Raw genomic sequence first — 14,225 nt, 5'->3', positions numbered from 1 at the left:
TTCATTTAATCATCTTTTTACGAAGACAGGAAGAGTTTCGTGTTTATTTCCGTAAATTACGCTGATGACGGCATGTCAGGTTATGTCGTTAACAAGGTTGACACAATGGGGGGGTAATCAATATAATACGCGCAGATTTTACGTCCCGTCCTCGGTACCAAATCCCAGCAGTATTTGCATCTTTTACCCAAAACGAGTAAAATTTGCCACGTTTCAGGCGCGGGGTGGAGCAGCCTGGTAGCTCGTCGGGCTCATAACCCGAAGGTCGTCGGTTCAAATCCGGCCCCCGCAACCACTTTCCCTTAGAGTTCTTTTTCAAATATACTGTGAAGACCATGGCCTTCGTAGCTGGATTTGAAAAAAATTCTTTCGGAAGGTTCTCCAGACCGCAGTTGCGGTTATAGGGTTCAGTTATCTAAAGCCCCGATTTATCGGGGTTTTTTGTTATCTGACTACAGAATAACTGGGCTTTAGGCCCTTTTTTTATGTCTTGGGGGTGGGCTTGTCCACATTAGAGCAAAAATTAACAGAGATGATTACAGCGCCAGTTGAGGCCTTAGGTTACGAACTGGTCGGCATCGAATTTATTCGCGGTCGCACATCCACACTGCGCATCTATATTGATAGTGAAGATGGCATCAATGTTGATGATTGTGCTGATGTGAGCCACCAGGTGAGCGCAGTTCTGGACGTTGAAGATCCTATTACTGTGGCTTACAACCTGGAAGTCTCCTCACCGGGTCTCGACCGCCCAATGTTCACTGCTGAACACTATGTGCGTTTCCTGGGTGAAGAAGTTTCGCTGGTACTCCGCATGGCGGTACAGAACCGCCGTAAATGGCAGGGCGTTATCAAAGCGGTAGATGGTGAAATGATCACCGTCACAGTCGAAGGAAAAGATGAAGTGTTCGCGCTGAGTAATATCCAGAAGGCGAACCTGGTTCCCCACTTTTAACAGTCTGGATGAGGTGAAAAGCCCGCGATGAACAAAGAAATTTTGGCTGTTGTTGAAGCCGTATCCAATGAAAAGGCGCTGCCACGCGAGAAAATTTTTGAAGCGTTGGAAAGTGCGCTGGCTACAGCGACAAAGAAAAAATATGAACAAGAGATTGACGTTCGCGTAGAAATCGATCGTAAAAGCGGTGATTTTGACACTTTCCGTCGTTGGGTGATTGTTGAAGAAGTGACCCAGCCGACGAAAGAAATCACGCTGGAAGCCGCACGTTTTGAAGACGAAAGCCTGAACCTGGGCGATTACGTTGAAGATCAGATTGAATCTGTGACCTTTGACCGTATCACTACCCAGACCGCAAAACAGGTTATCGTACAGAAGGTTCGTGAAGCTGAACGCGCGATGGTTGTTGATCAGTTCCGTGAACACGAAGGTGAAATCATCACCGGCGTGGTGAAGAAAGTGAACCGCGACAATATCTCTTTGGATCTGGGCAGCAATGCTGAAGCGGTGATCCTGCGCGAAGACATGCTGCCGCGTGAAAACTTCCGCCCTGGCGACCGTATTCGTGGCGTTCTTTACTCTGTTCGCCCGGAAGCACGCGGCGCGCAACTGTTCGTGACCCGTTCCAAGCCGGAAATGCTGATTGAACTGTTCCGCATTGAAGTGCCGGAAATTGGCGAAGAAGTGATTGAAATTAAGGCCGCCGCTCGCGATCCGGGTTCCCGTGCGAAAATCGCGGTGAAAACCAACGACAAGCGTATCGACCCGGTCGGCGCGTGTGTTGGTATGCGTGGCGCACGCGTTCAGGCGGTTTCGACCGAGCTGGGCGGCGAGCGCATCGATATCGTCCTGTGGGATGATAACCCGGCGCAGTTCGTGATTAACGCAATGGCACCGGCTGACGTTGCGTCTATCGTGGTGGATGAAGATAAACACACCATGGATATCGCCGTTGAAGCCGGTAACCTGGCGCAAGCAATTGGACGTAATGGTCAGAACGTCCGCCTGGCTTCGCAATTAAGCGGTTGGGAACTCAACGTGATGACCGTTGATGACCTCCAGGCTAAACATCAGGCTGAAGCACATGCCGCGATCGATACCTTCACCAAATATCTCGATATTGATGAAGAGTTCGCCACTGTTCTGGTTGAAGAAGGGTTTGCCACTCTGGAAGAACTGGCCTACGTGCCAATGAAAGAACTGCTGGAAATCGATGGCCTTGATGAGCCGACCGTTGAAGCACTGCGCGAGCGTGCTAAAAACGCACTGACCACTCTGGCACTGGCCCAGGAAGAAAGCCTCGGTGATAACAAGCCGGCTGACGATCTGCTGAATCTGGAAGGATTAGATCGCGATATGGCCTTCAAACTGGCTGCCCGTGGTGTTTGTACGCTGGAAGATCTCGCCGAACAGGGCATTGATGATCTGGCTGATATCGAAGGGTTGACCGACGAAAAAGCCGGTGAGCTGATTATGGCTGCCCGTAATATTTGCTGGTTCGGCGACGAAGCGTAATAAACTGTAGCAGGAAGGAACAGCATGACAGATGTAACCGTAAAAACGCTGGCCGCAGAGATACAGACCTCCGTGGATCGCCTGGTACAGCAATTTGCTGATGCCGGTATCCCGAAGTCTGCTGATGACTCTGTGTCCGCACAAGAAAAACAGACTTTACTGGCGCACCTGAACCGTGAAAATGGTTCTGGCCCGGATAAGCTGACGCTGCAGCGTAAAACGCGTAGCACCCTGAACATTCCAGGTACCGGTGGAAAAAGCAAATCGGTACAAATCGAAGTCCGCAAGAAGCGCACCTTTGTGAAACGTGATCCGCAAGAGGCCGAACGCCTTGCCGCGGAAGAGCAAGCGCAGCGTGAAGCGGAAGAGCAGGCCCGTCGTGAGGCAGAAGAAATGGCCAAACGCGAGGCGCAACAAAAAGCTGACCGTGAGGCCGCAGAACAAGCTAAGCGTGACGCCGCTGATAAAGCGAAACGCGAAGCTGCGGAAAAAGACAAAGTGAGCAATCAACAGACTGACGATATGACCAAAACCGCCCAGGCCGAGAAAGCCCGCCGTGAGAATGAAGCTGCAGAGCTGAAGCGTAAAGCGGAAGAAGAAGCACGTCGCAAGCTTGAAGAAGAAGCGCGCCGCGTAGCGGAAGAAGCTCGCCGTATGGCGGAAGAGAACGCAGGCGTGTGGGCTGAGCAGGAAAAAGTGGAAGAAGATAAGAGCGATTATCATGTCACCACTTCTCAGCACGCTCGCCAGGCCGAAGACGAAAACGATCGTGAAGTGGAAGGCGGTCGTGGCCGTGGCCGCAACACGAAAGCGGCGCGTCCGGCGAAGAAAGGCAACAAACACGCTGAATCCAAAGCCGACCGTGAAGAAGCGCGTGCCGCGGTTCGCGGTGGTAAAGGCGGCAAACAGCGTAAAGGTTCCGCACTGCAGCAGGGCTTCCAGAAGCCTGCGCAGGCTGTTAACCGTGACGTTGTGATTGGCGAAACCATCACCGTTGGCGATCTGGCGAACAAGATGGCGGTTAAAGGCTCTCAGGTCATCAAAGCGATGATGAAGCTGGGTGCAATGGCGACCATCAACCAGGTGATCGACCAGGAAACCGCACAGCTGGTTGCCGAGGAAATGGGCCACAAAGTTATCCTGCGTCGTGAGAACGAGCTGGAAGAAGCCGTAATGAGCGACCGTGATACGGGTGCTGCGGCTGAACCGCGCGCACCGGTGGTGACCATCATGGGTCACGTTGACCACGGTAAAACGTCTCTGCTGGACTACATTCGTTCAACGAAAGTGGCCTCTGGCGAAGCGGGCGGCATTACCCAGCACATCGGTGCTTACCACGTTGAAACCGACAACGGTATGATCACCTTCCTGGACACCCCGGGCCACGCCGCGTTTACCTCCATGCGTGCTCGTGGTGCACAGGCAACGGATATCGTGGTTCTGGTTGTTGCAGCAGACGACGGCGTGATGCCGCAGACCATCGAAGCTATCCAGCACGCGAAAGCGGCGGGTGTGCCGGTTGTGGTTGCAGTAAACAAAATCGATAAGCCGGAAGCCGATCCGGATCGCGTTAAAAACGAACTGTCCCAGTACGGCATTCTGCCGGAAGAGTGGGGCGGTGAGAGCCAGTTCGTCCACGTTTCTGCAAAAGCAGGTACTGGTATCGACGAACTGCTGGATGCGATCCTGCTGCAGGCCGAAGTTCTCGAACTGAAAGCGATCCGTAAAGGGATGGCGAGCGGTGCAGTGATTGAATCCTTCCTGGATAAAGGTCGTGGCCCGGTTGCAACCGTTCTGGTGCGTGAAGGTACGCTGCACAAAGGCGATATCGTACTGTGCGGCTTCGAATACGGTCGCGTTCGTGCGATGCGTAACGAACTGGGTCAGGAAGTTCTGGAAGCAGGTCCGTCCATTCCGGTGGAAATTCTGGGTCTGTCCGGTGTTCCGGCAGCCGGTGACGAAGTGACCGTGGTACGTGACGAGAAGAAAGCACGTGAAGTTGCACTGTATCGTCAGGGCAAATTCCGTGAAGTGAAACTGGCACGTCAGCAGAAATCTAAACTCGAGAACATGTTCGCCAACATGACCGAAGGCGAAGTTCACGAAGTGAACATCGTGCTGAAGGCCGACGTTCAGGGTTCTGTGGAAGCGATCTCCGACTCCTTGCTGAAACTGTCTACCGACGAAGTGAAAGTGAAGATCATCGGTTCTGGTGTCGGTGGTATCACCGAAACCGACGCAACCCTGGCCGCAGCGTCCAACGCGATTCTGGTTGGTTTCAACGTTCGTGCGGATGCTTCTGCGCGTAAAGTGATTGAATCCGAAAGCCTGGATCTGCGCTACTACTCCGTCATCTATAACCTGATCGACGAAGTGAAAGCGGCGATGAGCGGTATGCTGTCTCCGGAACTGAAACAGCAGATCATCGGTTTGGCTGAAGTTCGTGATGTGTTTAAATCACCGAAATTTGGTGCCATCGCGGGCTGTATGGTGACCGAAGGGACGATCAAACGTCACAACCCAATCCGCGTCCTGCGTGACAACGTGGTTATCTACGAAGGCGAGCTGGAATCCCTGCGCCGCTTCAAAGATGACGTGAACGAAGTCCGTAACGGTATGGAATGTGGTATCGGCGTGAAGAACTACAACGACGTTCGCGTTGGCGATATGATCGAAGTGTTCGAGATCATCGAGATTCAACGTACCATCGCATAATCTTCGTATGCCCGGTGGCACTGTGTTTACCGGGCCTACGTCCGGGTTGTAGGCCTGATAAGCGAAGCGTCATCAGGCTTCAAAGCGCCACCCGGCAATAATTTTTAAAAGGGGCTTAGGGCCCCTTTTTTGTCTGGAGAATTTATTATGGCGAAAGAATTTGGTCGCCCGCAGCGCGTGGGACAGGAGATGCAAAAAGAGATCGCAATCATCCTGCAGCGCGAAATTAAAGACCCGCGTCTGGGCATGATGACCACCGTTTCCGGTGTCGAAATGTCTCGCGATCTGGCGTATGCCAAAGTGTATGTCACCTTCCTGAATGACAAAGATGAAGACGCTATCAAGGCAGGCATCAAAGCGTTACAGGAAGCGTCCGGCTTCATCCGTAGCCTGCTGGGTAAAGCGATGCGACTGCGTATCGTGCCGGAACTGACCTTCTTCTACGATAATTCGCTGGTGGAAGGGATGCGCATGTCCAACCTGGTGACCAACGTGGTTAAACATGATGAAGAACGTCGTGTAAACCCGGACGACAGCAAGGAGGACTAATGAGTCGTCCTCGTCGTCGTGGTCGCGACATTCATGGTGTCCTGCTGCTGGATAAGCCGCAGGGCATGTCCAGCAATGACGTACTGCAAAAAGTTAAACGCATTTATAACGCCAATCGCGCCGGGCATACCGGGGCGCTGGATCCGTTAGCGACCGGCATGCTGCCGATTTGCCTCGGGGAAGCGACCAAGTTTTCGCAGTATCTGCTGGATTCTGACAAGCGTTATCGGGTGATTGCCCGTCTGGGACAGCGTACAGACACGTCGGATGCCGATGGGCAAATCGTACAGGAGCGCCCGGTCACCTTCACCCCTGATCAACTGGCGGCCGCGCTGGACACGTTCCGCGGTGATATCGAGCAGGTGCCATCGATGTATTCGGCGCTGAAGTATCAGGGTAAAAAACTGTACGAATACGCGCGTCAGGGCATTGAAGTGCCGCGTGAAGCCCGACCGATTACCGTTTACGAGCTGTTGTTTATCCGTCATGAAGGGGATGAACTGGAGCTGGAAGTGCACTGTTCGAAAGGCACTTATATTCGTACTATTATTGACGATCTGGGTGAGAAGCTGGGATGTGGCGCGCATGTGATCTTCCTGCGTCGTCTGACGGTCAGCAAATATCCGGTGGATCGTATGGTCACGCTGGAGCGTCTGCGTGAAATGGTCGAACAGGCGGAGCAACAGGGGATCCCGGCAGCACAGTTGCTTGATCCGCTGTTGATGCCGATGGACAGTCCGGCATCGGACTACCCTGTCGTTAATTTGCCGCTAACCTCATCGGTTTACTTCAAAAACGGTAACCCGGTTCGCACGAACGGCGCCCCGCTGGAAGGGTTAGTCCGTGTCACGGAAGGTGATGACGGTAAATTTATCGGTATGGGCGAGATCGACGACGAAGGTCGCGTGGCGCCTCGCCGATTAGTGGTGGAGTATCCGGCGTAGCACGGGTTCGTCTTGCGATAAGAAGGCGCTACGAGTAGAATACTGCCGCTTAACGTCGCGTGAATTTTTTAACAGTTCACCTGGCGTACACTGGGAACGCTGAATTAGAGATCGGCGTCCTTTCATACTTAATACTTTGGAGTTTTAAAATGTCTCTAAGTACTGAAGCTACAGCTAAAATCGTTTCTGAGTTCGGTCGTGATGCAAACGACACCGGTTCTACCGATGTTCAGGTTGCACTGTTGACTGCACAGATTAACCACCTGCAGGGCCACTTTGCAGAGCACAAAAAAGATCACCACAGCCGTCGTGGTCTGCTGCGCATGGTTTCTCAGCGTCGTAAACTGCTCGACTACCTGAAACGTAAAGATGTTGCACGCTACACCGCGCTGATCGAGCGTCTGGGTCTGCGTCGCTAATTCTTGCGAGTTTCGTAAAAGGGGGCCTTCATGGCCCCTTTTTTCAAGCAGATGGCAGCAATTCACTGGAAACTATTGTATTGTTGCTATGAATGATCTTCCGTTGCAGAGGTTCGCGCGGCTAATGAGAGGCTTTACCCAATTTCGTATGGGTTAGGGTTGTCATTAGTCGCGAGGATGCGCAGAAGATCGGGTATTAACGGCGATTCAGTCTGTGTCGCCAAAAAATTGGAAAGGATATTATTTTGCTTAATCCGATCGTTCGTAAATTCCAGTACGGTCAACATACCGTTACGCTGGAAACCGGCATGATGGCCCGTCAGGCCACTGCCGCTGTTATGGTTAGCATGGATGACACGGCGGTATTCGTGACCGTTGTCGGCCAGAAAAAAGCGAAGCCGGGCCAGGACTTCTTCCCGCTGACCGTTAACTATCAGGAGCGTACCTACGCTGCTGGCCGCATCCCAGGCAGCTTCTTCCGTCGTGAAGGCCGTCCAAGTGAAGGCGAAACCCTGATCGCGCGTCTGATTGACCGCCCGGTTCGCCCGCTGTTCCCGGAAGGTTTCGTGAACGAAGTTCAGGTTATCGCAACCGTCGTTTCCGTTAACCCGCAGGTTAACCCGGATATCGTCGCGATGATCGGTGCCTCTGCTGCACTGTCTCTGTCTGGTATTCCGTTCAATGGCCCAATCGGTGCAGCACGTGTGGGTTATATCAATGACCAGTACGTACTGAACCCGACTCAGGACGAGCTGAAAGAGAGCAAGCTGGATCTGGTGGTTGCCGGTACCGAAGCCGCCGTACTGATGGTTGAATCCGAAGCAGAACTGCTGAGCGAAGACCAGATGCTGGGTGCTGTCGTGTTTGGTCACGAACAGCAGCAGGTGGTTATCAAAGAAATCAACGAACTGGTGAAAGAAGCCGGTAAACCACGTTGGGACTGGCAGCCGGAAGCAGTGAACGAAGCGCTGAACGCGCGCGTTGCAGCCCTGGCAGAATCTCGCCTGAGCGACGCTTACCGCATCACCGACAAACAAGAGCGTTATGCTCAGGTTGACGTGATCAAGTCTGAAACCATCGCAACGCTGGTTGCAGAAGATGAGTCCCTGGACGCTAACGAACTGGGTGAAATCCTGCACGCAATCGAGAAAAACGTGGTGCGTAGCCGTGTACTGGCCGGCGAGCCGCGTATCGATGGCCGCGAAAAAGACATGATCCGTGGTCTGGACGTGCGTACTGGCGTACTGCCACGTACCCACGGTTCCGCATTGTTCACCCGTGGCGAAACTCAGGCGCTGGTTACCGCAACTCTGGGTACCACCCGTGATGCGCAGAGCCTCGACGAACTGATGGGCGAGCGTACTGACAACTTCCTGTTCCACTACAACTTCCCTCCGTACTGCGTCGGCGAAACCGGCATGGTCGGTTCTCCGAAGCGTCGTGAAATTGGTCACGGTCGTCTGGCGAAGCGCGGCGTGCTGGCAGTGATGCCGGATCTGGATAAATTCCCGTACACCGTGCGTGTGGTTTCTGAAATCACCGAATCCAACGGTTCTTCTTCCATGGCTTCTGTGTGTGGTGCCTCTCTGGCGCTGATGGACGCAGGCGTGCCGATCAAAGCGGCCGTTGCGGGTATCGCGATGGGTCTGGTGAAAGAAGGCGACAACTACGTTGTTCTGTCTGACATCCTGGGCGACGAAGATCACCTGGGCGATATGGACTTCAAAGTTGCGGGCTCCCGCGACGGTATCTCTGCGCTGCAGATGGATATCAAAATTGAAGGTATCACCAAAGAGATCATGCAGGTTGCTCTGAACCAGGCGAAAGGTGCGCGTCTGCATATCCTGGGCGTGATGGAACAGGCGATTAACGCGCCACGCGGCGACATTTCTCAGTTTGCACCGCGTATCCACACCATTAAGATCAGCCCGGACAAAATCAAAGATGTGATCGGTAAAGGCGGTTCTGTGATCCGTGCGCTGACCGAAGAGACTGGCACCACCATCGAAATCGAAGATGACGGTACCGTGAAAATCGCAGCAACCGACGGTGAAAAAGCGAAATACGCAATTCGCCGTATCGAAGAGATCACCGCAGAAATCGAAGTGGGCCGTATCTACAACGGTAAAGTGACCCGTATCGTCGACTTTGGTGCGTTCGTTGCCATCGGCGGCGGTAAAGAAGGTCTGGTACACATCTCGCAGATCGCAGATAAGCGCGTTGAGAAAGTGACCGATTACCTGCAGATGGGCCAGGAAGTACCGGTTAAAGTTCTGGAAGTTGACCGCCAGGGCCGTGTACGTCTGAGCATTAAAGAAGCAACTGAACAATCTCAGCCTGCCGTAGCACCGGAAGCTCCGGTAAGCGAACAGGGCGAGTAAGGTTGCCATTTGCCCTCCGCCGTTGCGGAGGGCTTTTAACCTGGCAGGACGCCTTGTTAGCAACCGGGGAACAGGACGTTCAATTAATCGTTGTCTTCGGGAGTGGGAAATGAAGCCTTTTTTGCGCTGGTGTTTCGTGGCAACAGCACTCACGCTGGCTGGATGCAGTAACTCCACCTGGCGTAAGAGTGAAGTCCTCGCAGTACCATTGCAACCGACTTTGCAGCAGGAAGTGATTCTGGCACGCATGGAACAAATTCTTGCCAGTCGGGCTTTAACCGATGACGAACGCGCACAGCTTTTATATGAGCGCGGAGTGTTGTATGATAGTCTCGGTCTGAGGGCATTGGCGCGAAATGATTTTTCACAAGCGCTGGCAATCCGACCTGATATGCCTGAAGTATTCAATTACTTAGGCATTTATTTAACGCAGGCAGGCAATTTTGATGCTGCCTATGAAGCGTTTGATTCTGTACTTGAGCTTGATCCAACTTACAACTACGCGCACTTAAATCGCGGTATCGCATTGTATTACGGCGGTCGCGACAAGTTAGCGCAAGATGATCTGCTGGCGTTTTATCAAGACGATCCCAATGATCCTTTCCGCAGCCTGTGGCTTTATCTCGCCGAGCAGAAGCTCGATGAGAAGCAGGCAAAAGTCGCGCTGAAACAGCGCTTCGAGAAATCGGATAAAGAACAATGGGGATGGAACATTGTCGAGTTCTACCTGGGCAACATTAGCGAAGCAACGCTGATGGATAGGCTCAAGGCGGACGCAACGGATAACACCTCGCTCGCTGAGCATCTCAGTGAAACCAACTTCTATTTAGGTAAGTACTACCTAAGTCTGGGGGATTTGGACAACGCTACGGCATTGTTCAAACTGGCGGTGGCTAACAACGTTCATAACTTTGTTGAGCACCGATATGCATTGTTGGAATTATCGCTCCTGGGCCAGGACCAAGATGACCTGGCAGAATCGGACCAGCAATAGCTGACGTACACATCAGCCCGTAATCTTTTTTGATTGCCATCACCTTCGCGGGTGAGGGCGTTGTTGTTCGTTAATACACCTACTTTGAGCCGGTTCACACTTTTCAATGAAAATTGCAGATCAATTTCATGATGAGTTATGTAGACTGGCCGCCATTAATTTTGAGGCACACGTACTACATGGCTGAATTCGAAACCACTTTTGCAGATCTGGGCCTGAAGGCTCCTATCCTTGAAGCCCTTAACGATCTGGGTTACGAAAAACCATCTCCAATCCAGGCAGAGTGCATTCCGCATCTGCTGGGCGGTCGCGATGTTCTGGGTATGGCCCAGACCGGTAGCGGCAAAACGGCAGCGTTCTCTTTACCGCTGCTCAACAATCTTGATCCTGAGCTGAAGGCACCTCAGATTCTGGTGCTGGCACCGACCCGCGAACTGGCGGTTCAGGTAGCCGAAGCGATGACGGATTTCTCTAAACACATGCGCGGCGTGAACGTGGTTGCCCTGTACGGCGGCCAGCGTTATGACGTGCAGTTACGCGCCCTGCGTCAAGGGCCGCAGATCGTCGTCGGTACGCCGGGTCGTCTGCTTGATCACTTAAAACGCGGTACCCTGGATTTGTCTCGTCTGAGCGGTTTGGTACTGGACGAAGCCGATGAAATGCTGCGTATGGGCTTCATCGAAGACGTTGAAACCATCATGGCGCAGATCCCGGAAGGTCATCAGACCGCTCTGTTCTCTGCCACCATGCCGGAAGCGATTCGTCGCATTACCCGCCGCTTCATGAAAGAGCCGCAGGAAGTGCGCATTCAGTCCAGCGTCACTACCCGTCCGGACATCAGCCAGAGTTACTGGACTGTCTGGGGCATGCGTAAAAACGAAGCGCTGGTGCGTTTCCTGGAAGCGGAAGATTTTGATGCGGCGATTATCTTCGTTCGTACCAAAAACGCGACTCTGGAAGTGGCTGAAGCGCTGGAGCGTAGCGGCTATAACAGCGCCGCGCTGAACGGCGACATGAACCAGGCGCTGCGTGAGCAGACCCTGGAACGTCTGAAAGACGGTCGTCTGGATATTCTGATTGCAACCGACGTTGCGGCCCGTGGCCTGGACGTTGAGCGTATCAGCCTGGTCGTAAACTACGATATCCCAATGGATTCAGAGTCTTACGTTCACCGTATCGGTCGTACCGGTCGTGCGGGTCGTGCAGGCCGTGCGCTGCTGTTCGTTGAGAACCGCGAGCGTCGTCTGCTGCGTAACATTGAACGCACGATGAAGCTGACCATTCCGGAAGTTGAACTGCCGAACGCAGAACTGTTGGGCAAACGTCGTCTGGAAAAATTCGCGGCTAAAGTACAGCAGCAGCTGGAAAGCAGCGATCTGGATCAGTATCGTGCGCTGCTGGCGAAACTGCAGCCGACGGCGGAAGACGAAGAGCTGGATATCGAAACTCTGGCTGCCGCTCTGCTTAAGATGGCGCAGGGCGAACGTCCGCTGATTCTGCCGCCAGATGCGCCGATGCGTCCGAAGCGTGAGTTCCGCGACCGTGACGATCGTGGTCCGCGCGACCGTAACGATCGTGGCCCGCGTGGCGACCGTGAAGACCGTCCGCGTCGTGAACGTCGTGACGTTGGCGATATGCAGCTGTACCGCATTGAAGTGGGCCGTGATGATGGCGTTGAAGTTCGTCATATCGTTGGCGCGATTGCAAACGAAGGCGACATCAGCAGCCGTTACATTGGTAACATCAAGCTGTTCGCTTCGCACTCCACCATCGAACTGCCGAAAGGTATGCCGGGTGAAGTCCTGCAGCACTTTACGCGCACTCGCATCCTGAACAAGCCGATGAACATGCAGCTGCTGGGCGATGCGCAGCCGCACTCTGAACGTCGTGGCGGTGGTCGTAGCTTTGGTGGCGAGCGTCGTGAAGGCGGTCGTGGCTTCGGCGGTGAGCGTCGTGAAGGCGGTCGTGGTGATGGTCGTCGTTTCAGCGGCGAGCGTCGTGAAGGTAGCCGTGCACCACGTCGTGAAGAAGGTTCCAGCCGTCGTCGTGACGCGTAAACTTCTTGCTTACTGACGTAAAGTAATAGATACAGCCCCGGTAAAACTATCGGGGCTTTTTTTATTTCATTTGTACTATTGTACTGGTACAGTGCAACGCATTAAAATGCGGTCACAACATTATTCGCTGGAGAAATCGCTAAATGGCAACACTAACCACCACCCAGACATCACCTTCGCTGCTCGGCGGCGTGGTGATCATCGGCGGCACCATTATCGGCGCAGGGATGTTCTCTCTGCCGGTGGTCATGTCCGGGGCGTGGTTTTTCTGGTCAATGGCGGCGCTGGTCTTTACCTGGTTCTGCATGCTGCATTCCGGTTTGATGATCCTCGAAGCCAACCTCAACTATCGTATCGGTTCAAGCTTCGACACCATCACCAAAGATCTGTTGGGCAAAGGCTGGAACGTCGTCAACGGTATTTCTATTGCCTTCGTGCTCTATATCCTGACCTACGCCTATATTTCGGCGAGCGGTTCGATTTTGCACCATACCTTCAGCGAAATGTCGCTGAATGTGCCTGCGCGTGCGGCAGGATTTGGCTTTGCCCTGTTGGTGGCGTTTGTGGTGTGGTTGAGCACCAAAGCGGTGAGTCGCATGACGGCGATCGTGCTGGGTGCGAAAGTCATTACTTTTTTCCTGACCTTCGGCAGTCTGCTCGGGCACGTCACGCCGACCACGCTGTTTAACGTCGCGGAAAGTCACGCCTCTTATACGCCGTACCTGTTGATGACGCTGCCATTCTGTCTGGCGTCATTTGGTTACCACGGTAACGTCCCGAGCCTGATGAAATACTACGGCAAAGATCCGCGCACTATTGTGAAGTGCCTGGTCTACGGTACGCTGCTGGCACTGGTGCTCTACTCCGTCTGGTTGCTGGGGACGATGGGAAACATTCCGCGTCCAGAGTTTATCGGTATCGCGCAGAAGGGCGGCAATATTGATGTGTTGGTTCAGGCGCTAAGCGGCGTGCTGAACAGTCGCAGTCTGGACCTGTTGCTGGTGGTGTTCTCCAACTTTGCGGTGGCGAGTTCATTCCTCGGCGTGACGCTGGGACTGTTTGACTATCTGGCGGATCTGTTTGGTTTCGATGATTCGGCGCTGGGGCGCTTCAAAACGGCGCTGCTTACCTTTGTGCCGCCAATCGCCGGTGGGTTGCTGTGGCCGAACGGTTTCCTGTATGCCATTGGTTATGCAGGACTGGCGGCGACCATCTGGGCCGCGATTGTACCGGCGCTGCTGGCACGTAAATCTCGTCAGCGCTTTGGTAGCCCGAAATTCCGTGTCTGGGGTGGTAAGCCGATGATTGTCCTGATTCTGGTTTTTGGTGTCGGTAACGCGCTGGTACATATCCTGTCGAGCTTTAATTTATTGCCTGTGTACCAGTAACCAAAATGCCCGGTAGCGCTACGCTTACCGGGTCGACAGGAATTGAATAGGCCGGATAAGGCGAAGCCGCTATCCGGCAAAAAAACTACCCCACTAACTCTTCTTTCACATCCATCGCCAGATCAAACGAGTGCAGACGCGCCTGATGGTCAAAAATCTGCCCGTTGACCATGATCTCGTCCGCCTGGGTTTCACGCAGAATAGACTCCAGTCCGTGGCGTACTTGCGTTTTATCACCCACCAGCGACATGCTCAGCGCCTGTTGCACACCAGACTGTTCTGACGGCGACCAGATCTGATCCATATTT

General features: G+C 53.5%; 11 protein-coding genes, 1 tRNA gene and 1 pseudogene. 12 read left to right on the top strand and 1 reads right to left on the bottom strand.

Annotated elements, in window-relative coordinates; genetic code table 11:
• Window positions 1–218 precede the first annotated feature (218 nt).
• From AB7E14_RS01295 to mtr, 12 genes are all read left to right on the top strand, one after another.
• A tRNA-Met gene (locus AB7E14_RS01295) sits at window positions 219–295 on the top strand.
• A gap of 207 nt (window positions 296–502) precedes the next feature.
• Complete coding sequence (gene rimP / locus AB7E14_RS01290; protein ID WP_043001756.1) at window positions 503–955, top strand: ribosome maturation factor RimP; 453 nt, start codon at window positions 503–505, stop codon at window positions 953–955.
• A 27-nt stretch (window positions 956–982) separates the two neighbouring features.
• The gene (gene nusA / locus AB7E14_RS01285) at window positions 983–2,470 is read left to right on the top strand and encodes a transcription termination factor NusA (RefSeq protein WP_042325113.1); all 1,488 of its coding nucleotides are present in this window, start codon (window positions 983–985) and stop codon (window positions 2,468–2,470) included.
• Window positions 2,471–2,494: 24 nt separating this feature from the next.
• The gene (infB, locus tag AB7E14_RS01280) at window positions 2,495–5,185 is read left to right on the top strand and encodes a translation initiation factor IF-2 (protein WP_058587522.1); all 2,691 of its coding nucleotides are present in this window, start codon (window positions 2,495–2,497) and stop codon (window positions 5,183–5,185) included.
• Window positions 5,186–5,332: 147 nt separating this feature from the next.
• Window positions 5,333–5,734: a 30S ribosome-binding factor RbfA gene (gene rbfA, locus AB7E14_RS01275; RefSeq protein WP_042998283.1), complete on the top strand. Its 402-nt coding sequence runs from the start codon at window positions 5,333–5,335 to the stop codon at window positions 5,732–5,734.
• Window positions 5,734–6,678, top strand: coding sequence for a tRNA pseudouridine(55) synthase TruB (truB, locus tag AB7E14_RS01270; RefSeq protein ID WP_044328584.1), 945 nt, complete (start codon window positions 5,734–5,736; stop codon window positions 6,676–6,678). Before rbfA ends, truB begins: the two co-directional genes overlap by 1 nt.
• Window positions 6,679–6,827: 149 nt before the next feature.
• Window positions 6,828–7,097 carry a 30S ribosomal protein S15 gene (gene rpsO / locus AB7E14_RS01265; protein WP_000059465.1) on the top strand — a complete coding sequence of 90 codons (270 nt, stop codon included), beginning with the start codon at window positions 6,828–6,830 and terminating at the stop codon, window positions 7,095–7,097.
• Between the two features lie 245 nt (window positions 7,098–7,342).
• A complete protein-coding gene (gene pnp / locus AB7E14_RS01260; RefSeq protein WP_216081888.1) occupies window positions 7,343–9,478 on the top strand; it encodes a polyribonucleotide nucleotidyltransferase in 2,136 nt (711 codons plus the stop codon).
• A gap of 109 nt (window positions 9,479–9,587) precedes the next feature.
• A complete protein-coding gene (gene nlpI, locus AB7E14_RS01255) occupies window positions 9,588–10,472 on the top strand; it encodes a lipoprotein NlpI (protein WP_042998280.1) in 885 nt (294 codons plus the stop codon).
• Window positions 10,473–10,578: 106 nt separating this feature from the next.
• Complete coding sequence (gene yrbN, locus AB7E14_RS01250; protein WP_010723222.1) at window positions 10,579–10,659, top strand: protein YrbN; 81 nt, start codon at window positions 10,579–10,581, stop codon at window positions 10,657–10,659.
• A complete protein-coding gene (deaD, locus tag AB7E14_RS01245) occupies window positions 10,652–12,529 on the top strand; it encodes an ATP-dependent RNA helicase DeaD (RefSeq protein ID WP_316962569.1) in 1,878 nt (625 codons plus the stop codon). Before yrbN ends, deaD begins: the two co-directional genes overlap by 8 nt.
• A gap of 143 nt (window positions 12,530–12,672) precedes the next feature.
• The gene (gene mtr / locus AB7E14_RS01240) at window positions 12,673–13,917 is read left to right on the top strand and encodes a tryptophan permease (protein WP_044263633.1); all 1,245 of its coding nucleotides are present in this window, start codon (window positions 12,673–12,675) and stop codon (window positions 13,915–13,917) included.
• 85 nt (window positions 13,918–14,002) lie between these two features.
• Here mtr and AB7E14_RS01235 read toward each other — a convergent pair.
• Window positions 14,003–14,225: pseudogene (locus tag AB7E14_RS01235) on the bottom strand (LLM class flavin-dependent oxidoreductase); the annotation flags it as partial.

Source organism: Citrobacter sp., from assembly GCF_050252275.1.
Taxonomy (GTDB): Bacteria; Pseudomonadota; Gammaproteobacteria; order Enterobacterales; family Enterobacteriaceae; genus Citrobacter_A; species Citrobacter_A amalonaticus.
The sequence above is the reverse complement of the archived record's forward strand: the minus strand, read 5'-3'. Positions and strand labels throughout refer to the sequence as shown.